A 23,578-nucleotide genomic window follows, 5' to 3' on the forward strand; every position below is an offset into this window, starting at 1 on the left:
CGGATGGATGAACGATTTGGAAGAAGAAGGAAGACAGATGACCACTACCACCCCTCCCCACGCCCAGGTTCTGTTGCCGCAGGGCTGGCCTCGTCCCAAGGGCTATGCCAATGGTGTCGCGGCGCGCGGCCGCACGGTGTTCGTGGCCGGAATGATCGGCTGGGACTCCCAGGGCCAGTTCCAGACCGACGACTTTGCCGCCCAGGTACGCCAGGCGTTGCAGAACGTGGTGGATGTGCTCAGGGAGGGTGAGGCAGGGCCGGAGCACATCATGCGCATGACCTGGTACATCACCGACAAGCGCGAGTACCTGGCCGCGCAGGCCGACATCGGCAGGGCGTTTCGCGAGGTCATCGGCAACTTCAACATTGCGATGACGGCGGTACAGGTGGCCGCGCTGATCGAGGACCGCGCGAAGGTGGAGATCGAGTGCACGGCGGTGGTGCCCGACTGATGGACCGTTGGGGGGTGCCTGCCTTGCTCCTCCCGGGTGGGAGATGCAGGGCAGGACGACCGGATCCTCAGAAATCCAGCAGGCTGAAGCCGACCGAGAACACGGTGCGCTTGAAGTTGTAGTCCACCAGGCTGTCGCCGTAGCCGCTGAACACCGATGCGTGCAGGCGGAGATTGCTCTTGCCGCCGAGCCAGCCTTCGCCGAGCGCGCGCATCCACTCGATGCGGCCCGAACCCTTGCCATGGCCGCCGAGGGAGCCGCGCGCGGTCACACCCAGCCAGTTCTGCTGGTTGACGTTCCAGCCGACCTTCAGCTCGCCGCGGCCGATGTAGTTTTCGATCTGCGGATTGTTATCGTTGTCGAAGCTTTCCTTGATGCGCTTCCAGTACCGGCCCTCCACGGTCCAGCGGCCCGGCAGCTCGAAGCCTGTCATCACGTAGTAGCGATTCCAGCTGCGCGAGAGTGGATCGCTCTGGCCGTTCGACTGGTGGGCAAGGCCCACGCCGGAGTACCGCCAGCGCCAGCCTCCCGGCAGGTCCGCCGTGGTGGGATAGACATAGAGGATCTCGGGCTCGTGGTCGGTGTTGCGGAACGGGCGCGAGATGTCCGAGTTGAACAGCTGCCAGTACGACTGCTGCGTGTAGCCGAGCCACAGCGAGTCACGGTACTTGGAATCGGCGCTGGTCAGCAGCCCCGATGCCAGCTTGGTGCGCACCGACAGCTGGATGCGCATTTCCTGCTTGTCGTAGGGCTGGGAGAAGGTTGCGCTGTTCGCCGGGTTGTCCGACATCGGCTGGCGATTGACGTCGCTGCCGGCGGAGGCCTGCAACGTGAGGGGACGGTAGCCACGGAAGCTGAAGGTGCCGCAGTCGGTGCCTTCCTCGAGCTCCCAGAAGCGCGACATCTCGGAGAACGACGCGTCGCGGCAGCCGCCGTTCGGGATGGGGCCGGTGGTCTGGGCGGCGACCAGCTCGGCTGGGGGCTTGAGCTGCGCCTGTGCTCCGCTGGCGGGAACGGTTTCTGCCGCGGGCAACGGGCCGACCGTGTCGGGCGTGGGCTGGCTTCTGGACCATTGGTCGAAGCACGCCAGCCGGGCCGAATCGTCGGCCTTCGACATGCATTGGCGCCAGGCGGTTTCGGTGTCGGGCAGCGGCGTGCCGCGGGTCTGTGCGTGCTGGGCATGCGAGAGCGCGGGCAGGCTGCCGCAGGCGACGGCTGCCATCGCCAGGCAGAGGTGGGAGCGGGAAAAGGTGGTCATGCGGATGAAGGGATGAATCTGGGGGCGGGTGCGCTCAAAGGGCTGCCTTGCGCATCACGAACCGGTGGGTGCGGTCTTCGCTGTCGGAAAACTCTCCGCGGATCTCGCGGGCGCAGCTGCCTTCCACGACGTCGCCGCCCCAGTTGCCGCTCACGCTCTTGCCGTCGCGGGATTCCTCCATCGTGAGCGCGCCCTTGTTGACGTCGCCCACGACGATGGATTGGAAACCGGGCCGCGTGATCGTGCCCTTGACGGTGCCATCCCACTCGGGATGCGGGCCGAGCTGCATGGAAATGGGGCCCGGCACGCCGTCCATCTGGACGGTCCAGCGGCCCAGCAGCTCGGGCTGCTCCATCTGCTGTGCCGTGGGGCAGACGGGGCGCGGCGCCGGTGCACTGGCACAGGCGGTGAGCAGCGCCGCCGCGGCGAGGCTGGAGAGGAGCCTGAGGGCTGGTGTAGGTCGTTGCTGTCGGTTCATATCCGGAAATCCTGGGTCGGTCTGTCGGTTCGTCAGGTGCGCCTGTCGCGCCTGTCAGGGAGCGGGCGGCGCGGCGGTCTGCACCTTGCGTGCCAGTTCCTCGCGCAGGGCACGCAACTTGGCGCGCGGGTCTTCCCGCGCGGTGCTTGCGTCGAGCCCCATCTCGGCGATGAAGCGGCTGGGTTGGGTGGTGACCATGTCGCGGCCCTTCTTGCGGCGCTTGGTCCAGCTCACGGCGAGCGTGCGCTGCGCGCGCGTGATGCCGACGTACATCAGCCGGCGCTCCTCCTGCAGGCGCAGCGCGGTTTCCTGGCTGACCTTTTCCTGCTTGCCGTCGTCATCGTCGAGCTTGAACGGCAGCATGCCTTCGGTGACGCCCGCAAGCACCACGTGCGGCCACTCGAGGCCCTTGGAGGCGTGCAGGGTGGAAAGCACGACCATGTCCTGCTCCTGTTCGCGCTCGCTGATGGTGGACAGCAACGCGATGTTCCTGGCCACTTCGAGCAGGCTCTTCACTTCGGTCTGCATCGTGGTGCCTGCCGCGTCCTCGATCTTGCCGCCCGCGCGCTGCACCATCCAGTCGCAGAACTCAAGCACATTGCTCCACCGCGCGGCGGCAACGCTTTCGCTGTCCTCGCTGTCGTAGAGGTACTGCTCGTAGCCGATCTCCTTGAGCCAGTCCATCATGAAGGTGCGTGCCGCCTCGGTGCCCAGGGTGTGGCGCGCGCGGTATTCCAGGTCGTTGATGTAGCGGCCGAACTCGACCAGCCCGTCGTAGGCCTTGCGCGGCAGCAGCGATTCGAGCATCTGGTTGAACAGCGCACCGAACATGCTGAGCTTGTGCTGCGCGGAGAACTCGCCGAGCTTGCCGAGCGTGGTGTGGCCGATGCCGCGCTTGGGCGTGGTGATGGCGCGCAGGAAGGCCGGATCGTCGTCGTTGTTGATCCACAGGCGGAACCACGCACACAGGTCCTTGATTTCGGCACGGTCGAAGAAGCTCGTGCCGCCCGAGACCTTGTAGGGAATGTTGGCCTTGCGCAGGGCCTTCTCGATGGGCTTGGCCTGGTGGTTGGCGCGATACAGCACCGCGAAATCCTTCCAGGCGGGCTGGGGGTTGTATGAGGCGCGCAGGCCCTGGATGCGCGCCACCGTGCGCTCTGCCTCGTGCTCTTCGGTATCGCAGTCGACGATGCGCACGGGTTCGCCCTCGCCAAGCTCGGAGAACAGCGTCTTCGGGAACAGCTTGGGGTTGGGCTGGATCACGTTGTTGGCCGCACGCAGGATGGCCGAGGTGGAGCGGTAGTTCTGCTCCAGCTTGATGATCTTGAGCTGCGGGAAGTCGATGGGCAGCTTCTTGAGGTTGTCCAGCGTTGCGCCGCGCCAGCCGTAGATCGACTGGTCGTCGTCGCCCACGGCCGTGAAGTGGGCACGCTCGCCCACCAGCATCTTCAGCAGTTCGTACTGCGTGGCGTTGGTGTCCTGGTACTCGTCGACCAGCACATGGCCGAGCAGTCGCTGCCATTTCTCACGCACTTCAGGATGGTGCTTGAGCAGGCGCATGGGCATGCCGATGAGATCGTCGAAATCGACACTCTGGTAGGCGGTGAGCCGCTCTTCATAGCGCTGCATGATGAGCGCGATGCTGCGCTCGTTGTCGTCCTGCGCCATGGCGAGCGCCTTGCGCGAATCCCAGCCGTTGTTCTTCCAGTTGCTGATCGTCCACTGCCATTGCCGTGCGGTGGCCACGTCGGTGGTGCCGCCCGCGCAATCCTTGATGATGCCGGTGACATCGTCGGCATCGAGGATGCTGAACTGCGGCTTGAGCCCCAGCACATGTCCATCCTCGCGCACCATGCGAACGCCCAGCGCGTGGAAGGTGCAGACCAGCACGTCCTTGGCCTGCCTGCCGATCAGGCCCGACGCGCGCTCGCGCATTTCCGCGGCCGCCTTGTTCGTGAAGGTGATGGCGGCGATGCGGCGCGGCGCGAGACCGTTCTCGATCAGCTTGCCGATCTTGTGCGTGATCACCCGCGTCTTGCCCGACCCTGCGCCGGCAAGAACCAGGCAGGGGCCTTCTGTGTAGTGAACGGCTTGGAGCTGAGCCAGATTGAGTCCAGCGGACATGAGGGTGGTCGGAAGTGCAGGGATCGGTTGCGGGATGGACGGGCGCCAGCCTCCATGACGGGGCCGAGCAGGCCGGCTTGGCGTTGCCGGCGAAGCGCTGAATCATAGCCACCCGCGCATTTCCCTGTCAGCAACGGATTTGGTAGTAATTCTCAATAGCGCCAGGGAGGCTCATTAAACAGCTTTTACCTAACGGTAAGAAACATTGAGTAACATTCGCCGTCGCAAGATGTGAGAAGCCGGCCTGTGCCCGGAACACTGACAGCCCTTGCGCTCTTCGAAAAGGAGCGCTCCCCGTGACCCAGGCCCGATCCACCTCGGTGCCTGTCCGCCAGATTCTGCATTCAAGGGTTGGTGCGCAACTTCACCTGTGGAGCCAGCGCAAACCCCACGCACGGGCAACGGTCAACAAGTGTCAGTTGCGCGTAAGGTATTGGCAACAGCTTTTTAGTTATTGTCAATTATCTTTGGTGTGTCGATATACTTTATTCTTGCCACTGACTTACCTGTGGAAAGTTTATGAAACATAGCGTTGCTGGGGTTGCGCCAGACCTGCTGGCCCCCGTCTATCAGGACCGCTTTCTTGCCCTGTTCGGTGTGGCTGCGCGCAAGTCCCTCATCGAGTGGAGACGCGCGCCCACCGCAGATGCGCAGCTCGCGTTGCTGGATGCCTCCTCCAGCGGCGATGCCGTGCCCGCGACTACGCCATGCGTGATCTATGTCGGCAAGGCGGCAGGCGGGACCGAGAAGTCGCGCAGCGAGCGCTGGGTGTCGCACCTGCCTGCGGAGTTCACTGTTTCCGACCTGATCGACGCCCTCGACCGCGCGGCCGTCTTCCTGATGGACTGGGCTGTCCGTCAGCGGATGGTCGCCGCCAGGGCAGCGACCGCTGCGGTGCAGACCCAGGTGCCTGCGCAGGCGGGCGAGCCGTCCGGCGCGATGGTGTCCGACGACCAGTTCCAGCTCACCAGCTGGGTGTCGCTCGACGCCCCCTACAACACGGGTGCCTGCGTGCGCGCCATGGCGCTGCTCACGCGCGCGCCCATCAATCTGCGCCAGTTGTGCGGACACAGCGGCCTGGACGTCGATACCGCGCGTGCGCTGATCGCAAGCCTGCAACGCCGCGGCGTGCTGCGCCACACCCAGCATCAGGCAGCGGCTGCCGCCATGTCGAGCAACGCGGCCCAGGAGCAGGTCCAGCGCGGCCGTCCCGTGCGCGTGGGCCTGATCCAGCGCCTCACGCGCTGGGTTCGTGTGGGAGGCCGTGTCTGACGTGGTGATGGATTCCCTACCCCGCATTGCTCTCGTCGGAGCGATGGGTATCGGCAAGACGACGGCACTGCGTGCGCTGTGCGGCGAGAAGATGGTCTCGTCCGACGTGGTGAACCTCGATCGCGCGAGCAACGCCAAGGAGTTCACGACCGTGGGCACCGAATTCGGCGAGATCGACCTCGGCGAGGGCGAGCGTGTCCAGGTCTGCGGCTGCCCCGGCCAGGAGCGTTTTTCCTTTGTCCGCAAATGGATTCTGTCGGTCTCCATGGGCGTTTTCGTCATGGTGGACGTGAATGCGCACGATGCGTTGCAGGAGACTTCGCGGCTGCTGAAGGACGTGGCCGCGCTCGAGCAGCCGCCGCTGGTGCTGATCTTGAGCGCGCGCGCCGCGCCAGCCTCCGCTCTCGATGCCTTTGCCGCAGCGATCACTCACGCCGGGCATGGCGTCGTCCCGGTGCTGCAGGCGGATCCGCGCGACCGTAACCAGATGCTGGATGCGATCGGTGTGCTTGCATCGATGCTGTCACTGCAAAGCGAGGAATGATGAGCAAGGCCTCCACCGTGGTCCCTCCGATGATTGCCGCGACCGGGCGGCAGATTCTTCAGGAAATCTTCGGTCCGTTTTCCGAGGTGCAGACGGCGTTGCTGTCCACGCCTGACGGCTTCGTGATCGCCACCCATGGCGCGCAGCCCCATGGCGATGGTGCGCAGATGGCCGCCATGGCCGGGTCGATGATGGCCATGGCCCGTGCGGTCGCCAGTGAGATCGGACATGCGGACACCCGTCGACTGACGTTTGAAACCAACGATGGCACAGCGATCTTCCAGAACGTCCCCAGTGACTTTCCTTGCATACTGTGTCTTGTTGTAAGCAAGGACGGAGTGTTGGGAAGGGCTCTGTGGGCGGTCAGTGAGGCAAGTGCGCAAATGGCCTCGCGTTTGCACCTTTGACATGCTTCATAAAGTGTGCAAATGTTGCACTACTCGAATTGTTTTTGAGTAGATCGATTGAATTGGTGATTGTTTGAGCTTCGAGTTTCCCGCGCGGGGGAGTGAGGGCGGGGCCCACCACGCAGATTTTCTTTCTGAACAAATCTCAATAATGAGGTAACTACATGGCAAGCATTCAAGAATCTCTGACCCAACTCATGACAATCGATGGCGCCATGTGCGCAGCCGTTGTCGACAGCGGCAGCGGCATGCTGCTGGGCAGCATCGGATCCGGCGTGGACCTGGAACTGGCGGCCGCCGGCAACACCGAAGTGGTCCGTGCCAAGCTCAAGACGATGAAGTCGCTGAACCTGAACGACCGCATCGACGACATCCTGATCACCCTGGGCAAGGGGTACCACATCATCCGCCCGCTGCAGAAGCACGAGGGCCTGTTCGTCTATCTGGTGCTCGACAAGGCCAAGTCCAACCTGGCGCTGGCCCGTCGCAAGACCCAGGACGTGGAGCAGGCGCTGGCCGTCTGATACCGCCACGGCCATGAGGCCGACGACGGGGTGATCCCGCCTCTCGAACCCGCGCAGGCCTGCCTCGCGGGTTTTTGTTTTTTTGCATGCGTTCCGTCGCACGGTGCGTACAGGCCCTGCACGGACGTGCAGACCCGGCGACAATCATCCGCATCGTGCTGTCCGTCTTCTCCGTCACCTTTCCCTTCTTCGCGCTGGTGCTCTGCGGCTTCCTGGCCACGCGGGGCAGGGTGCTGCCGCTCACGGCCATCGGGGGACTCAACACGTTCGTGCTGTACTTTGCGCTGCCGTGCATGCTGTACCGCTTTGGTGCCAACACGCCCATCGCGCAGTTGCTCGACCCGGTGGTCGCGGGTATCTACCTGCTGTGCGGCCTGCTGCTGGTGGGGACGACCATTGCCCTGACCCGCCGCGGAGCGATCGGCTGGAACGACGCCGCCTTCGGCGCGCTCGTCGTGGCCTTTCCGAACACTGGTTTCATGGGCGTGCCGTTGCTGGTGGCGCTGCTGGGCGAGCAGAGCGCCGGCCCCGTCATCCTCACGATGGCGATCGACATGATCATCACGACGTCGCTGTGCATTGCACTGTCCCGGCTCGACGGTGCGGATGCCCATGGCGTGACGGTCGCGCTGGGCAAGGCATTTCGCGGCATGGCGACCAACCCGATGCCATGGTCCATCGCCCTCGGCGCCGTGGCTTCGGCGGCGGGCTGGCAATTGCCGGTGCCCGTGGACAAGACCATCGCCATGCTGGCCGCAGCGGCCTCGCCGGTGGCGCTGTTCACCATCGGGGCCGTGCTGGCGCGCTCGCAGATGAACGAGCATGAAACTGTGGCACCCGGCCAGTACCTGCCGCTGGCGCTGGCCAAACTGCTGGTCCACCCGCTGCTGATCTGGCTGGCCTGCCAGGCCGCGCGGCTGCTCGGGGCGGAGATCTCGCCCTACACGCAGACGGTGCTGGTCCTGCTGGCTGCGCTCCCGAGCGCCAGCAATGTGGCTTTGCTGGTGGAGCGCTTCGGCGCACACGGCGGCCGGATCGCGCGGATCATCCTTGTGTCCACCACCCTGGCCTTCGTGACGTTTTCAGGCGCGGTGATGTTGTTTCACGGCTGAGCGAAGCAGGCCCGAGAGCGCCTCACTCTTCTCAAGGTCGATGGGAAAGCGGAAGCCATGAGCGCGCCGTATGCAACTGGCAGGGCCTAAGCGAGGGCTGCCGAGCAAGGGCCGCCCCGCAGCGAGGGCTGCGTCCCCCTTCCCGAACTGCGCAGCAGTTCGAGAGAAGGGGGAAGGCGCGCAGCGCCTCAGGGACGTTTAAGACCTAGCTTGCATCCAGTTCGATCACTGCCCCATGCCAGAGCAGCCAAGCAAGGGCCGCCCCGCAGCGAGGGCTGCGTCCCCCTTCCCGAACTGCGCAGCAGTTCGAGAGAAGGGGGAAGGCGCGCAGCGCCTCAGGGGGATGTACTCAATACTCCCAGAACATGCGCTGCAGGTCCTTCGTGCTCGCAGCGCCCTTGGTCAACGCCAGCATCGTCAGGATACGCGCCTTCTCGGGACGCATGTCGTGCGCGACCACCCAGTCGTACTTGTCATCCGGCTGCTCGGCATTGCGAAGCACGAAACCATACGGCACCCGCGATGCGCGCACGATCAGCACGCCCTTGCCGCGTGCATCCTGCAGCGGCTTGACCATGCGGTCGGCCACGGAGCCATTGCCCGTGCCCGCGTGGATGATGGCCTTCGCGCCCGAATCGACCAGGGCATTCACAGCCGTCGGCTGCACGTTGCCGTAGGCGTAGACGATGTCCACCTGGGGCAGCTTGTCGATGCTGTCGATGTTGAATTCGGACTGGTTGGTGTGGCGCTTCACGGGCGCGCGGAACCAGTAGTTCTTGCCTTCCACCACCATGCCGAGCGGGCCCCACTGGCTCTGGAAGGCCCCGGTCTTGATGTTCACATCCTTGTTCACGTCGCGGGCGGTCTGGATTTCATCGTTCATGGTGACGAACACGCCCTTGCCCTTGGCATCCTGCGAGCCCGCGACGCTCACGGCATCGACGAGGTTCAGCGCGCCGTCGGCCGACAGGGCCGTGCCGGGGCGCATGGAGCCGATCACCACGATGGGCTTGTCGGTGTGCACCGTCAGGCTCAGGAAGTAGGCGGTCTCGGCCAGGGTATCGGTGCCGTGCGTCACGACGATGCCATCCACGTCCGGCTGCTTGACCAGCTGCGACACGCGCTTGGCCAGGGTGACGAGGTTGTCGTTCGTGAAGCTCTCGGAGGCGATCTGGAAGACCTGCTCGCCCTTCACATTGGCGTAGTTGCTCAGCTCGGGCAGGCCTGCCAGCAGCTTGTCCACCGGCACCTTGGCCGCGGCATAGGTTGCGCTGTTGACCGACGAAGCGCCGGCGCCGGCAATGGTGCCGCCCGTGGCCAGCACCACGACGTTGGGCTTGGCCGCCTTGGCGGTGGCGTCGGCGGCGGCCTTGGCCGCGGCGGATGCATCCTGGGCAAAGCTCAGTGTGGGAACGCTGGCGAGTCCGCCCAGCAGGGAGGCGGCAACGGCCGCAGCGGCCACGGTCTTGCGAAGAAACGCTTGTTTTTGGATAGCCATGTTGTGTGTGCTCCAGAAATTGAATGCTCGCGATGCGCCCAGGCCTTGTGGGTGGGGCGTCGTGAGCCTCGCACGATGCGGCATGCCTGTCCGGCCGGCATCAGGGCATACCCTGATGCCGGCAAGGGTCTCCAACGGGCGGCTTCATGGTCAATCAAGCTGATCAACACGGTTTGTTGTTGCGATGCATCAGTGCTGACCCTCGATGGCAAGGCGCGCTTCGATAGAGTTGTGCAACCGCACATAATCCGGGGCAAAGCGGCCGCACCTGGCCGGGGAGGAAACGAATGGACAAGAAACTGGTTTATCCGCGCGAGAAAACCTTGGGAACAATCACGCTGGTGCTGGGCATCATCGTCTGGATCCTGGTGGTGGTGGGCACCCTGGGCACGGCGCTCATCTACCTGCTCTTCGGCTTCATCGGCTACCTGTTCGCGCAATCGGCACTGATTGCCTGGCTGCGCGGCACGGGCGCGCGACTGTCAGAGGAACAACTGCCGCAGCTCTATCACCAATACCTGGGCTGCTGCGAGAAGCTCGGCATCAAGGAGCCGCCCGAAGCGTACCTGCTTCAAGGCGACGGCCTGATGAATGCATTCGCCACACGCTTTCTCGGCCGCAATTTCGTGATCGTGCTCTCCGATACGGTGGACGCGGTGCAGGACCTGCCCGACGGCGTGAATTTCTACTTCGGGCATGAGCTCGGCCACATCAAGCAGGGCCACCTCACGGGGCATTTCTGGCGCGCTCCGGTGCTCTGGCTGCCGCTGATCGGCGCGGCCTACTCCCGTGCGCGGGAGTACACCTGCGACATGCATGGCGCGGCCTGCTGCACCAGCCCCGAGGTGGCCGCGCGCGCGATGGCCGTCCTGGCCGTGGGTGCCCAGAAATGGCGCTCGGTGAATCTCGTGAGCTATGCACGCCAGACGCTCGCAAACCGTGGATTCTTCCCCAGCCTGCATGAGCTGATCAGTGGCTATCCATGGCTGACCAAGCGGGTCGCGCGCATTCTCAATCCAGACATCAAGATGCCGGGGCGCAACCCGTTTGCCTATGTGCTGGCGCTGTTCGTTCCGTTCGCGGGCCGGGCGGGAGGCGCGGCCGGTTTCGTGATCTTGATGATGATGGTTGCGGCGATCGGTGTTCTCGCTGCCGTGGGCATGCCCGCCTACCAGGAGTACAAGACGCGCACCGAGCTGACCGGCTACTGGAACGACGCGGCGGGCGCACGCAACGCGCTGGGTGCGTACTACCAATCGAGGGAAGAGGTGCCCGACACCCTGCAGGACGCAGGCGTGCGAGGCGACCTGGCCCAGCGTTTCGAGTACGACTCGAGCAACATGAGCCTGAGCATCGACACCAGGCTGGGCACATTCACGATGCTGCCGTCCGAGGTGGATGGACGGGTGCAGTGGCATTGCGACGGCGACACGCGCCGCATGAAGAAGGCGCTGCCTCTCACCTGCCGCGGCGAGGACGATTCGGCGGATTGATTCGGCCCGGGGGCGTCAGATTCCCTGCGGATCGACGTCCACCAACCAGCGGATCACCGCCTTGTGGTGCGCGCGCTCCGCATGCAGCACGCCCTGCCAGGCCGCGAGGAAATGCTGCAGCGCGCCGCGGTGCGTGCTCTCCACCAGCATCTGCGCACGCTCGACATTCGCGATGCGCTGCACCGCCATCGGCACCGGCGGGAACAGGTACACGTGCGCAAGGCCCGGCAGCTGTGCCTCGTGCGCCGCGCTGCTCACCGCCTTCAGGAACGCCTGAGCGGCCTCCTGCGTACGCGCATCGGCGCGCACCAGGGCTTGGTGGGCGAAGGGCGGCATGCCGGCGTCCGCCCGCTCCTGCAACTGCTCCGATGCAAAGCGCGGATAGTCATGCTGGCGAAGCGCCATGTACAGCGAATGCTCGGGGTGCCAGGTCTGGATCCACATCTCGGGCGGCTCCCCGCCCTGGCTCGCGATGTATTGCGCATCGCGCCCCGCGCGGCCCGCGGCCTGCATCAGCAGCGCGAACAGGCGTTCAGGGGCGCGGAAGTCGCTGCTGAACAGCGCTCCATCCGGTTGCACGGCGGCCACCAGCGTGATGCGACGGAAATCGTGCCCCTTGGCGACCATCTGCGTGCCGACCAGCACGTCGATCTCGCCGTTGTGCACGGCGGCCAACTGCTCCTCGAGTGCTCCCTTGGCCTTGGTGGTGTCGGCATCGATGCGTGCCACGCGCGCGGCGCGGCGCTCCGGCGTGATCACGTTGCGAAGCAGCGCGGCCAGCTGCTCTTCCAGCTGCTCGGTGCCGCGACCAATCGGCGCGATGTCCACATTGCCGCAAGCGGGGCAGGCGTGCGGAACGCGCTGCGTGAAGCCGCAATGGTGGCAGCGCAGCGTGCGGTCGATCTTATGGAACACCTGGTGCGCGCTGCAGTGCGGGCAATCGCTCTTCCAGCCACATTCCTTGCAGTGCAGCACGGGCGCGAAGCCGCGCCGGTTGAGCAGCACCAGGCATTGCTCGCCGCGTTCCACGCGCTCGGTGATCGCCTGCAGCAGTGGCGGTGAAAACACCGCGGCACGGGGCTGCTGGCCCATGTCGACGATCCGTACGCGCGGGAGTTCTGCGGAGCCGATGCGGCTCGGCATGTTCAGCCGCAGATAGCGCCCGCCCTGCGGGTCTTCGGGGGTCGGAGGACGGCTCGCATGCCAGGTCTCCAGGGACGGCGTGGCGCTTCCCAGGATCACCTTGGCATGCTGCTCGCGCGCGCGCCACACAGCCAGGTCGCGGGCCGAGTAGCGGGCGCCTTCCTGCTGCTTGTAGCTGGCATCGTGTTCTTCGTCTACCACGATGAGCGCGAGGTGCGGCATGCTCGCGAACACCGCCATGCGCGTACCCAGCACGATGCGCGCCTCGCCGGTGTGCGCGGCGAGCCAGCTCTTGAGACGCTGTGCCGGGGTCATGCCGCTGTGCATGGAGACCACGGCCGCAGCGCCATAGATCGGTGCGAAGCGCTGGAGAAAGCGCTCCTCGAGCTGTGGCGTGAGGTTGATCTCCGGCACCATCACGAGCGCCTGTGCGCTGGGGGAGGCTGCCAGTGCCTGCTGCACGCTGTGCAGGTACACCTCGGTCTTGCCGCTGCCCGTTGATCCATACAGCAGGAAGGGGCCGGACTCGCCAGCGATCTGCGCGGTCGCGTGCAGTTGCTCCGCAGATAGCGTCACGGAGTGTTCGTGGGGGAGGGCCGCTGCGTCCGCTGCAACGGCCCCGGCGGCCTTGGTGGATCGCTTGACGCGCCGCGCCATCTGCTCGGGGGTGAGATCGCGCAGTTGCGGGGGCAGGGCGGCGAGGGCTACCTCTCCGAGTGCGCGCTGGTAGTAGCGCGCGGTGAATGCAGCCAGCCGGCGCCAACTGGCGCTCAAGGGGGCCACACCCTCCAGCACGCCGGTGATCGCGCGGGCCTTCACGCCCTCAGGCATCGGGGGCTCGCCTTCTTCGGGGGCATCCCAGACCACGCCCAGCACCTCGCGCCGTCCGAGAGGCACGCGCACCAGCGTGCCGGGGGACAGTTCATGGTCGCAGAGATAGGTGAGCGGCTCGCCCACATTGCTGTGCGCGGGCGTGGCCACGGCCACCCACAGCCGGTGCCGTGCGGTCGGAAATGTGTCCTGGGGGGAGGTAACTGCTGTCTCGAGGGTCATGGGGCCGTGGAACCGGGGAGCCGGTGTGCGCGGTCAGATGATGCGCCTTTTTCGAGGCGTTCGGAGCCTCGGATGAATCAATTGACAAGCATGCATCGATATCACTAGAACTGGGTATCTCTAAGTGTAAGTACTGATTTTCAACAATGGAAAGTCAATTCTGTGGATAACTTTGTTAACTACTGAGGCGCCACTGCTGCAGTGCGGAAATGTCGGTCCATTGAAGCATGCCTTGACATTCAGAGTTGTTCTGAAAATTGTCAAGTAAATCAATGCTCTATGTTGCATTGAAAATATCATGTTGCTATTGAGTGGCCTCTGGCCTGGAGCATTTCCCGCTGGCTTCAACATGTGCACAAGTTCGGTGCGGATCTCCGAACACTGTGGAGATTTGTATTTGTGACGCCGAAAAAAGCGCGATTCTGCTTGCAGAACAGGCGGTAAGTGTTTGATTTTTGGTGAGAAAACAAAGTCATCCAGATTGTCTGTGGATAACTTTGTTGATATCAGCAGGCCCCGAAATGCGGTGACAAGGCGACCGGTACCCATGTCCCGCGATAGAGGAAATTACGTGTTCTGAAAAACTATTGTAAATCAAAGATTTACGCGTTGTTTTGCAATGCGGGCGTAGCGTGCGAGGGGGCATGTGTCACAAACTGTTGGCAATTTTCTGCCCTATGCAATTTGTGAATAAGTAAGGAAGCAGAGCGTTGGTACGCACCCACTTCCTGGAGGGGCGTCAGGCAGAAACCTTTGCTGCAGTTGCACCTCGCATGGCGCGTGACTGGCTGTGAACGGCTTCCACCAGCGCGGCCACGTGCTCGGGCGGCGTGAACTGGCTGATACCGTGGCCGAGGTTGAAGATGTGCGTCGGGCCGGTGGTGTGGGGGTCGAGATGTGGCGTGCCGAAGCTCTCCAGCACCGATTTCACCTGCGCGGCGATCTGGGCGGGCGGAGCGAACAGCACGTTCGGGTCGATGTTGCCCTGTAGTGCCTTGCTGTCCCCGACGATGGCGCGTGCCTTGCCGAGGTTGGCGGTCCAGTCGAGGCCCAGCACTTCGCAATCGAGCGGTTTCATGTCATCGAGCCAGATGCCGCCGCCCTTGGTGAACACGATGCGCGGTACATCCGTGCCGTCCACGCCCGTGCGCTTGAGCTGTCCGAGCACGCGCCGGGTGTAGGCGAGGCTGAATTCCTGGAATGCGCCGTCGGCGAGCACGCCGCCCCAGCTGTCGAAGATCATCACGGCCTGGGCGCCGGCATCGATCTGCGCATTCAGGTACGCGGCCACGCTGTCGGCGTTCACCGCGAGGATGCGGTGCATCAGGTCGGGACGCGAATACATCAGCGACTTGACGAGGCGGTAGTCGTCGCTGCCCTTGCCCTCGACCATGTAGCAGGCGAGCGTCCAGGGGCTTCCGGAGAAGCCGATCAGTGGCACACGGCCATCCAGCGCCCGGCGGATGCTGGTGACGGCGTCGAATACATAGCGCAGCTTGTCCATGTCGGGTACGGCGAGTTCCGCCACGGCCGCTTCGTCGCGCACCACTTTCGCAAACCGCGGGCCCTCGCCCTCGGCAAACGACAGCCCCAGGCCCATGGCATCCGGCACGGTGAGGATGTCCGAGAACAGGATCGCCGCGTCGAGGGGAAAGCGCTCGAGCGGCTGCAGCGTGACCTCGGTGGCGTAGTCCACATTCGTCGCCAGGCCCATGAAGCTGCCCGCCTTGGCGCGCGTGGCCTTGTACTCCGGCAGATAGCGGCCAGCCTGGCGCATCAGCCACAAAGGTGTGTAGTCGGTGGCCTGGCGACGGCAGGCACGCAGAAACTGGTCGTTGGAGAGGGTTGGGAAGCTCATCCCGCGATTGTCGCAGGGTGCAGGCGGTTGAGGGCCGGAATCTCCCCGCATGGCACCGCGGTGTGAGGCCGGTTATTGACGTCCGTCAAGTCAGCGGCGGGTGGTCCGGGGCGCTCCCGCGATTGCGCCGCCACCTTCCAGCAGCCGCTGCACGACGGTCGCGCAGCGCTCGCCCGCCTGGACGCCGAGTGCGCGGGCCTCCGCATTCATGTGCTGGATCACCCCGTCGTCGAGCGTGCTCTGCGCGTCGCCGATGCGTGCGCTGTGGTGGCTCACGGTGCAGGCCGCGAGCCGGTGCAATTGCAGCAGTGCAAGGCCGGCAATGCCCGCATCATCCTTGCCGATGCCGGCATCGTTGAACACGCTGAGCAGCGGACGTGCCGCCACCGCGTAGCGTGCCGCGGACAGCCCGCCGTGCGAACCGCTGACCGCGATGCAGCCCGCATCCAGCGCGCCCAGTTCCGTGATCGAGTGGACCACGCGCAGCGCTGGCGGGGCGGGAGGGCGGCTCATGTCGCGCACTGCCGTGGCAACGCAGGCGGTCAGCGCTGCGAGCGCGCCAGCGCCTGGTCGATGTCCCAGAGGATATCGTCCAGGTCCTCGATGCCCACGGACAGGCGCACCATGTCGGGCGAGACGCCGGCCTTGGCCAGCTCATCCTCGGTGAGCTGGCGGTGCGTGGTCGAAGCCGGGTGGATCACCAGCGACTTGGCGTCGCCGATGTTCGCCAGGTGGCTCAGGAACTCGCAGGCGTCGATGAACTTCTCGCCGGCTGCCGCTCCGCCCTTCACGCCGAACGTGAGGATGCCCGATGCGCCCGGCAATCCATCCACGCTGCGGAACTGCTTTTTCGCAAGATCGAAGTAGGGAGAGCTCTCGAGGCCCGGGTAGTTGACCCACGCCACCAGTGGATGCCGCTCGAGATGCCTGGCGATCGCCAGCGCGTTGCGGCAATGCTCGCGCATGCGCAGATGCAGTGTTTCCGCGCCCTGCAGCAACTGCCATGCATTCATCGGCGACAGCACGCCGCCGAAGGTGCGGTTCACCTCCATGCGGGCCTTCATCGTGTAGCCGAAGTCTCCGAAGGTCTCGTAGAACTTCACGCCGTGATAGGCACGGCTCGGCTCCACCATCTCGGGGAAGCGGCCGTTGTCCCACGGGAAACGGCCGCCTTCGACGATCACGCCGCCCATGGTCGTGCCGTGGCCGCCGATGTACTTGGTGGCGCTGTGCACGACGATGTCCGCACCCAGTGCGAGCGGGTTGCAAAGGTACGGGCTGGCCACGGTGTTGTCGATCACCAGCGGCACGCCATGCGCATGCGCGACCTCGGCGATGGCCGCGATGTCGAGCACGTTGACCAGCGGATTGCCGATGGTTTCGCCATACACGGCCCGCGTGTTCGGGCGCATCGCGCGAGCGAAATTCTCCGGATCGGACGGATCGACGAACGTGGTCTCGATCCCCATGCGCGAGAAGCCGACGCCGAGCTGGCCCACGGTGCCGCCGTACAGCGTGGAGGCGGCCACGATGTGGTCGCCATTCTTCAGGATGGCCAGGAGCGCTGCCATCTGGGCGGCCATGCCGCTCGCGCAGGCCATGGCGGCGCGGCCGTTCTCCAGGCTGGCGATGCGCTCCTCGAACACCGCCACGGTGGGATTGCTGATGCGGCTGTAGACGTTGCCGAAGGTCTGCAGGTTGAACAGGCTGGAGGCGTGTTCGGCGTCGTCGAAGACGAAGGAGGTGGTCTGGTGGATCGGCGTGGCGCGCGCCCCGGTCACGGGGTCGGGCTGTGCACCTGCGTGGATGGCTCGAGTGCCGAAGCCGAAATGGCGGTCGCCGGAAGGGCGGGTGGAATCTGTCATGGGATGGGCGAGAAAACGGGTCAGGAAAATCAATAGGGCAGCTGGCGCAGGCGCTTGGCGGAGATGACGCGCGTGTTCACGCCCACCCATCCGAGGCCGCCGAACAGGCGTGCATGTTCGATCTTCACGCAGCGGTTCTCGATCACCTGCAGGCCGGCGGCCTCGGCCTTCATGCCCGCAGCCTCGTTGAAGACGCCCAGTTGCAGCCACAGGCATTTCGCGCCGACGGCGATAGCCTCTTCGGCCAGCGGCGGGATGTCCTCGCTCTTGCGGAAGCAGTCCACCATGTCGATTGCGACACCCTGGTCTTTCATCGCCCGGGCAGCCTCCGTGACGCTGGCATAGGCCCTCTCGCCCAGGATGTCTCCGCCATCCCGGGCCACGAGCGGGTTCACGGGAATGATGCGGTAGCCATGCGCCTGCATGTATTTGGCGGCGAAGTGGCTGGGGCGATTCCATTGCGGAGACAGGCCCACGACGGCAAGGGTACGGCAGTGCGAGAGAACGTCACGCAGCGTGCTGACGGTATCGGGTGTTTGTAGAGGCATGGAGGACGAGTGTAGGGCCGGGCGTTGGCGCGGCCTATCGGGTGCGCTACGTAGGCGCGGTGCCGAGCCCGGCCTACACGCCGGTTGCGAGGGGCGGCGGGGCGGAGAGCACTACGCGGTCGCGACCGGTGCTCTTGGCCTTGCGCAGTGCGGCTTCCGCTGCCGCGACCAGCGGGGCGCAGCCCTCGCCCTTGGCGGGAATGCAGCTGTGGATGCCGATGCTGACCGTGACGCCGAGCCGTTCGCCGCCGGTCGGCAGGATGGGCAGGTTGCGGATGGCGCGGACGAGGCGCTGGGCCATGGTCAGTGCCTCGTCCGAATTGGTGGACGGCAACACCAGGATGAAGGCATCGCCACCGAAGCGGGCCACCACGTCCCTGCCGCGCGACTGCTGCTTGAGAACATCGGCGAGCGAGCGGATCGCCTGGTCGCCCAGCAGATGGCCATGCCTTCCGTTGAAGCGCCTGAAGTGATCAATGTCGATCAGCATCACCGCGACGGGCTTGTTGTCGCTGCGCGCCGCATCGGCGGCACGCCCCAGCGTGCGCAGCCACGCGGTGCGTCGGGGCAACTGCGTGAGCGGATCGAGTTCGGCCCGCTGCGGGGCGTTTGCGGCCTCGCGGTCGCGCTGCATGACCAGGAATCCGATGGAGGTTCCCGCCAGCGCAAGATAGAGGAGCAGGCCCACGACGACCCACCACACCGGGGTGCTTCCGGGCAGCCCATGTTGCTCGAAGGCGGCGGAGGGGCGGTCGTGAAGCAGGATGAGCGGCAGCAGGGCCAGCAGCTGCGCGGTGGTGGCGACGGTGACCAGCACCCATCCAGGGCCCGGCGTATTCGAGCGCATTCCGGCAAGCACCACGAGCGTGTAGGCCGTCTGCAGCGCGGCGATGACGGCGTGCATGCGGTGGAATGCGCTCGGATCCTTCGGCAGGAACAGTGCAGCCAGGGCCAGGGAGCCCAGCAGCGGAATCAGCACGGTGGCGCTGTCGCGCTGCCACTCGCGGCTCTGCCTGAACCGCTGCAGCGCGATGGTGAAGGCGGCGAGTGCCGCGCTCGCCATGACCCTTGAAAACACCTGCTGTCCCGCCCATTCCAGCGTGCCGTGCAATGCGAGCCCCAGGTACGAGAGCCCGAGCAGCGCGGTGCTGGCGATGGCAAGCGGCATGCCCTGGCGCACGTACTGGCGACCCAGCACCCAGAGCACCCACGAGGCGGTCCAGGCGGCGATCGCGATCATGCCGAACGTGTTCGGAAGGTCAGTAACTGGGGCGGTCATGTGCAACAATTTGTTGAACACCCCAGTTTAGCGTCTTGCCGGGCGCTTGACCACCGTCATGTACTTTCACCCCATGAGGGCGCCTCCCGGGCTCCCGGTCAGGCCGCGATCTGCTCCCTCTGCATCCCGGCCCGCGTGTCGAGGTATCGCAGGCCCCAACCCCACGCCAGTGCCAGCACGGCCGCGCCGCCCGAGGCCATCAGCACGCCGAGCTTGGATGCATTGAGCAGTCCGGGATCGGGAAATGCCAGCGTCGCGATGAAGATCGCCATCGTGAAGCCAATGCCCGCGAGCATCCCTGCCAGCAGCATGTGCGACCAGCGCACCGATGGCGGCAGCGAGCAGATGGACAGCCGCACGGCGACCCAGCTGGTGAGCATCACGCCCAGCGGCTTGCCAAGCACGAGGGCGGTGACGATGGCGGGCAGCAGGTACCTGCCCTCATCCGTCAACCCACCGGACTGCAGCGTGACCCCGGCATTGGCCAGCGCGAACAGCGGCATGATGCCGAAGGTCACCCAGGGGTGCAGGGCGCTGGCCACCCGCTCCACCGGTGCGGCGCTTTCGCGGCCCGCGAGCATGTGCACGGGCGTGAGCAGCCCCAGCACCACGCCCGCGAGCGTGGGATGTGCGCCGGTCTGCCAGACGCCCCACCAGAGCACGGCACCGGGCAGCACGTAGAACCATGCGCGGCGCACGCCAAGCGCCTGCAGTCCGTAGACGCCCAGCAGCCCCAGTCCGGCGACCAGCAGCATGCTCCACTGCAGCCCGCCCGAATAGAACAGCGCGATGATCAGCACTGCGATGAGGTCGTCGATGATGGCGAGGGTGAGCAGAAACACCCGCAGTGCCGGAGGCAAGCCGCGCCCCACGAGCGCAAGAACACCCACCGCGAACGCGATGTCGGTGGCGGTGGGGATGGCCCAGCCCGGGCGCAGCCCGGCCGACGGGATCAGCGCAAGGTAGATCATCGCCGGCACGGCCACGCCGCCCAGCGCTGCCAGCACCGGCAACAGCGCCTGGCGCGGCTCGGCCAGCGCGCCGCTATGGAGCTCGCGGCGGATCTCCATGCCGACGATCAGGAAGAACACGGTCATCAGTGCGTCGTTCACCCAGAAGTGGGCGCTTTGGGTAAAGCTCCACTGCCCCAGCGTGAAGCCGATGTCGGCATGCCAGAGCGCGTGATAGCTGTCCTGCGCGGAGGAGTTGGCCCACACCAGGGCGACGGCCGCAGCCAGCAGCAGCATCACGCCCGCGGCAGCGTCGGAATGTGCGATGCGCGAAAGCAGTGCGCGAAGACGATCGGAAAAGGCGAGGAGTGCGGGCTGGCGCGCGCATGCTGCGCCTTCCGTAGGGGAATGGAGTCGGGACATGATGGGCTCGGTAGGTCTGCCGCATGCGGTGCCGGTGCGCAGGCTGCATGCAAGACATGCAGCTGCGGCAATCGCATTGCAGCGTGTGCGCGGGCGGCCCGACCCGCGCTGAACAAACCTGTCCCAGAGCTCCATTGCTCCGGGGACACCCAGCCGCTATTTTAAGAAAAAAGCAGGAAGGCACATGTCCAATGCCCCCTGCACATGTGCCTGTTTAGCGTGGAGGAGCCCCAGTCAACGAGGGGTCGATGACTTGTCCTCGATGCATTGCGCCAGCAATCCCACGGACGAGAACGCGACCACGAAAATCGCGAAGACATAGGCGGCCGTCGCCAGGCCCAGGCTGGTGCTGAAGCCCCATTTCAAGGCGCTGCAGGCCAGTTCGGCCTGAGGATACATGGCGTCGCAGCGGTAGGCGGCGGGCATGTGGACGTACCAGGTGATCGCAATGAACATCAGAACGGCCACGAAGATGCCATTGCGAACGCGATGCCGTGGCGACTGGTGCAGTGCGAACAGCAGCATCAGGGGAATCGCCGCACCCCAGGCGAACATCAGCAGCCAGCTGGCGACGGGGACGGAGTGCAGCAGCTGCTGCAGCCAGGCCATCTTGGGCATGGCGTCGATGAAGGCCAGCACATTCCACACGAACGGCAACACGAAGCCTGCGATCGCGAGACTGGCCAGCGCGACGGCCAGCAGCAGGTTCTTGCTGCGTTGCGACGGGTGCAGTATCGAATGCTGAAGGGTTGAAGAAGCATGCATGGCCCACCTCCTGTGCGGTACAGGGCGGGCAGTGGCCGCTCGTGTCAGGGTGCGCTTGGGAAATCTGCGCAATACATCCGAAGGCGGACGCGGCCGCTGCGGCGCCGAGTGATTGGATGCAGTGTCCTTCGGACCGCTTCAGTTTAGGTGTTTGCGTCCCGGCGCGCATGTAGGCCAACCGCCCGCGGGCCGGGTATTAACCCGATGGAGCCAGCCTTCTTCACGACAGAACGCGCTGGCAGCCCCATCGGGGTGCGGCAGGCTACAGCGCGGCGAGGGCCGACTGCACTTCGCCCTTGCTCAGCAACTCGGTCAGCACCACGGGCTCGCGGCCAGGGGCATAGAGCACGTAGACGGGCACGCCGCTGCGGCCGAGGGCGCGCAATGCGGCGGTGATCTGTGGGTCACGGCGCGTCCAGTCGGCGCGCAGCAGGGCCACGTTGCGATCGGCGAAATCCTTCATCACCGCGGCGTCCGCCAGCGTCGTGGACTTGTTGTACTGGCAGGTCACGCACCATGCGGCGGTGAAGTCCACGAACACCGGCCGGCCCTGTGCCACGAGCTGCTCGGGCAGGCCGCTTTCCCATGCACGCCAGGCCGTGCCATCGCTTGATGCCAGTGCAGCCTGCGGCTCGGCCTGCAGCTGCGTGATGCGCGGAGCGAAGGTCCATGCCAGAAACCCCAGCACGATCAGGGAGAGGGGCGCGACCACCATGCGGCTGCGGCCCTGCAGGCTGAACAGCGCCCAGATCGCCATCGCCAGTGCCACCAGCAGCGCGAGCAGCGCCGCTGCGCCGTTGATGCCGCTCTGCTGCCCAAGCACCCAGACGAGCCAGACCACCGTGGCGAACATCGGGAACGCCATGAAGCGGCGCAGCGTGTCCATCCACGCGCCGGGACGCGGCATGGCCCGTGCGACGGCGGGAATCCAGCTCGCGAGAAGATAAGGCAGCGCCAGGCCCAGGCCCAGCGCCGCGAAGATCGACAGCGCCTGGTAGGACGGCAGCGTCGCCGTCAGGCCCAGCGAGGCCCCCATGAACGGAGCGGTGCAGGGAGAGGCCACGGCCACGGCCAGGATGCCCGTGAGAAACGAGTCCGCAACGGGATTGCGGGCCTGCATGCTGGCGACCGACGAGGGCAGCATGCGTCCGAATTCGAACACACCCGACAGGTTCAGCGCGATGACGGTGAACAGCGCGGCGAGCGCGGCCACGACGACAGGCGATTGCAGCTGGAAACCCCAGCCCACGGCCTCGCCCGCTGCGCGCAGGCCCAGCATCAGAGCGCCGAGCGCAAGGAAGGACAGGATCACCCCGGCCGTGTAGGCCAGGCCGCTCGCACGGTGCGCACGGCGGTCCTGCGCATGCTGCGCAAAGCCCACCACCTTGATCGCCAGCACCGGGAAGACGCAGGGCATGAGGTTCAGGATCAGGCCGCCGATCAGTGCACCCAGCAGCGCGGTGACCCAAATGCCCGCGGGCGCGGCCGAAATGGACGATGGGGCAGGTCCCGTGTTGCCCCCCGCATTGCCGAGTTGGGCATTCGCCTTGAGTGCGGCCTCGAGCGCGGGCGATACCTTGGCCGCATCGGCCGTCTTCGGCCAGCCGCCTTCGACCGGCAACTCCGCGCGCCAGCCGCGTCCCTCGCTGGCCAGGACGAAGGGCATCGGCGAGGGGCTTTCACTGCGGTGCGGCGACAGCGGAACGCGCGCGGTCCAGACGGCACCGTCCCATTGCTGGCTGATCTCGCCGGCGGTCTCGATCACGGCCTCCGTCTCGGGAAACACCGACAGCGTCTTGCCCTGGAGCTCTGCGGGAAGGCCCTCGACGCGCAGGCGGATCGCATTGCCATCGACCGTGACCGAACTTTTGGCGCTTGCCTGGGCTGGCAGGTTGACGGGGTGGGCCTTGGCGGCGGCATCGAAGGCGGTGGAGTGCAGCGCGGTGGTGCCCTGGACGGGCACCTGCAGCACGAAGGTGCCTTCCTCGGGGATGCATTCCTTGCGGCAGACCAGCCACGTCGCGTGCAGCTCGAACGTCACATCCTTGGCCAGCGGGCCGGGCTGGAACGTGCTCGCCACGGTCATGGGAACCGGCAGCAGCACCGTGCCTTCGTAGCCGAAATTGGCAAGCGTGCCGAGCGGAATCTTGTGCGGCACCGGCCAGGCGATCTCGCCGGCGTCGATGCCTTCGGGCAGTTTCCACTCAAGCTGGGTCGGAAGGCCGGAATCGCCCGGATTCTTCCAGTAGGTATGCCACTCTGGCTGGTGCGTGATCGACAGGCCCAGCCACAGCGGCTTGCCCGGGCCGATGCCGTCGGGTGCCTGCGCCACGAGTTCGGCCTGCACATGGTCGGTGGTGACCGTGCTGCTGCCCATGGCTGCGGAAGCGCCTCCGCTCTTGAGCTGGATCTGCGCAGAAGCCCCCATGAACAGGGTGCTTGCTGCTATGAAAAGAAGAAGTGAAGGCAGCCAGCGCTGCGGACGTATGAATGACATGGCCTTGCTTGAGAGCCTGCGGCGCGGCTAAAG

At 65.6% G+C, this 23,578-nt stretch carries 20 protein-coding genes; 7 read left to right on the forward strand and 13 right to left on the reverse strand.

Annotation, left to right across the window (positions count from 1 at the left end; translation table 11 throughout):
- Positions 1-37 precede the first annotated feature (37 nt).
- Positions 38-454 (forward strand): RidA family protein, encoded by a 417-nt coding sequence (locus tag H9K76_RS22565; RefSeq protein ID WP_187597475.1) that lies wholly within the window; start codon positions 38-40, stop codon positions 452-454.
- A 67-nt stretch (positions 455-521) separates the two neighbouring features.
- On the opposite strand, the gene H9K76_RS22570 is transcribed toward H9K76_RS22565, so the two are convergent.
- From H9K76_RS22570 to H9K76_RS22580, 3 genes are all read right to left on the reverse strand, one after another.
- Positions 522-1,676, reverse strand: coding sequence for a phospholipase A (locus tag H9K76_RS22570; RefSeq protein ID WP_187600800.1), 1,155 nt, complete (start codon positions 1,674-1,676; stop codon positions 522-524).
- Positions 1,677-1,746: 70 nt separating this feature from the next.
- A complete protein-coding gene (locus tag H9K76_RS22575; RefSeq protein WP_187597476.1) occupies positions 1,747-2,190 on the reverse strand; it encodes a hypothetical protein in 444 nt (147 codons plus the stop codon).
- Positions 2,191-2,244: 54 nt separating this feature from the next.
- On the reverse strand, positions 2,245-4,314 hold the full coding sequence (locus H9K76_RS22580) for an ATP-dependent helicase (protein WP_187597477.1): 2,070 nt from the start codon (positions 4,312-4,314) through the stop codon (positions 2,245-2,247).
- Positions 4,315-4,833: 519 nt separating this feature from the next.
- Between H9K76_RS22580 and H9K76_RS22585 the strand changes: the two genes are divergently transcribed.
- From H9K76_RS22585 to H9K76_RS22605, 5 genes are all read left to right on the forward strand, one after another.
- The gene (locus tag H9K76_RS22585) at positions 4,834-5,586 is read left to right on the forward strand and encodes a hypothetical protein (protein ID WP_187597478.1); all 753 of its coding nucleotides are present in this window, start codon (positions 4,834-4,836) and stop codon (positions 5,584-5,586) included.
- Between the two features lie 7 nt (positions 5,587-5,593).
- Complete coding sequence (locus H9K76_RS22590) at positions 5,594-6,130, forward strand: GTPase (RefSeq protein ID WP_187597479.1); 537 nt, start codon at positions 5,594-5,596, stop codon at positions 6,128-6,130.
- The gene (locus H9K76_RS22595; RefSeq protein ID WP_187597480.1) at positions 6,127-6,537 is read left to right on the forward strand and encodes a roadblock/LC7 domain-containing protein; all 411 of its coding nucleotides are present in this window, start codon (positions 6,127-6,129) and stop codon (positions 6,535-6,537) included. The genes H9K76_RS22590 and H9K76_RS22595 overlap by 4 nt, the downstream gene beginning before the upstream one ends.
- Positions 6,538-6,701: 164 nt before the next feature.
- Positions 6,702-7,061, forward strand: coding sequence for a hypothetical protein (locus H9K76_RS22600; protein ID WP_187597481.1), 360 nt, complete (start codon positions 6,702-6,704; stop codon positions 7,059-7,061).
- 155 nt (positions 7,062-7,216) lie between these two features.
- Positions 7,217-8,173 (forward strand): AEC family transporter, encoded by a 957-nt coding sequence (locus H9K76_RS22605; protein WP_187600801.1) that lies wholly within the window; start codon positions 7,217-7,219, stop codon positions 8,171-8,173.
- 349 nt (positions 8,174-8,522) lie between these two features.
- Here H9K76_RS22605 and H9K76_RS22610 read toward each other — a convergent pair whose 3' ends face one another.
- Positions 8,523-9,665, reverse strand: a complete 1,143-nt coding sequence (locus H9K76_RS22610; RefSeq protein WP_246475579.1) for a type II asparaginase — start codon at positions 9,663-9,665, stop codon at positions 8,523-8,525.
- A gap of 293 nt (positions 9,666-9,958) precedes the next feature.
- On the opposite strand from H9K76_RS22610, the gene H9K76_RS22615 reads away from it, so the two are divergent.
- Entirely contained in the window at positions 9,959-11,164 is a 1,206-nt protein-coding gene (locus H9K76_RS22615) for a M48 family metalloprotease (protein WP_187597483.1), read from the forward strand.
- 15 nt (positions 11,165-11,179) lie between these two features.
- Here H9K76_RS22615 and priA read toward each other — a convergent pair whose 3' ends face one another.
- The 9 genes from priA to H9K76_RS22660 form a co-directional block, all read right to left on the reverse strand.
- Positions 11,180-13,360 carry a replication restart helicase PriA gene (priA, locus tag H9K76_RS22620; RefSeq protein WP_187597484.1) on the reverse strand — a complete coding sequence of 727 codons (2,181 nt, stop codon included), beginning with the start codon at positions 13,358-13,360 and terminating at the stop codon, positions 11,180-11,182.
- A 739-nt stretch (positions 13,361-14,099) separates the two neighbouring features.
- Positions 14,100-15,218, reverse strand: a complete 1,119-nt coding sequence (gene hemE, locus H9K76_RS22625; RefSeq protein WP_187597485.1) for a uroporphyrinogen decarboxylase — start codon at positions 15,216-15,218, stop codon at positions 14,100-14,102.
- Between the two features lie 90 nt (positions 15,219-15,308).
- Entirely contained in the window at positions 15,309-15,731 is a 423-nt protein-coding gene (locus H9K76_RS22630; RefSeq protein ID WP_187597486.1) for a hypothetical protein, read from the reverse strand.
- Positions 15,732-15,760: 29 nt separating this feature from the next.
- A complete protein-coding gene (locus H9K76_RS22635; RefSeq protein WP_187597487.1) occupies positions 15,761-17,083 on the reverse strand; it encodes an O-acetylhomoserine aminocarboxypropyltransferase/cysteine synthase family protein in 1,323 nt (440 codons plus the stop codon).
- A gap of 29 nt (positions 17,084-17,112) precedes the next feature.
- A complete protein-coding gene (locus H9K76_RS22640; protein ID WP_187597488.1) occupies positions 17,113-17,631 on the reverse strand; it encodes a CoA-binding protein in 519 nt (172 codons plus the stop codon).
- A gap of 73 nt (positions 17,632-17,704) precedes the next feature.
- Complete coding sequence (locus H9K76_RS22645; protein ID WP_187597489.1) at positions 17,705-18,910, reverse strand: GGDEF domain-containing protein; 1,206 nt, start codon at positions 18,908-18,910, stop codon at positions 17,705-17,707.
- 98 nt (positions 18,911-19,008) lie between these two features.
- Complete coding sequence (gene nhaA / locus H9K76_RS22650; RefSeq protein WP_187597490.1) at positions 19,009-20,283, reverse strand: Na+/H+ antiporter NhaA; 1,275 nt, start codon at positions 20,281-20,283, stop codon at positions 19,009-19,011.
- Positions 20,284-20,517: 234 nt separating this feature from the next.
- The gene (locus H9K76_RS22655; protein ID WP_187597491.1) at positions 20,518-21,048 is read right to left on the reverse strand and encodes a hypothetical protein; all 531 of its coding nucleotides are present in this window, start codon (positions 21,046-21,048) and stop codon (positions 20,518-20,520) included.
- Between the two features lie 262 nt (positions 21,049-21,310).
- Positions 21,311-23,545 (reverse strand): protein-disulfide reductase DsbD family protein, encoded by a 2,235-nt coding sequence (locus H9K76_RS22660; RefSeq protein WP_187597492.1) that lies wholly within the window; start codon positions 23,543-23,545, stop codon positions 21,311-21,313.
- Between the last annotated feature and the right edge of the window lie 33 nt (positions 23,546-23,578).

The organism is Diaphorobacter ruginosibacter (assembly GCF_014395975.1).
Classification (GTDB): domain Bacteria; phylum Pseudomonadota; class Gammaproteobacteria; order Burkholderiales; family Burkholderiaceae_C; genus Diaphorobacter_A; species Diaphorobacter_A ruginosibacter.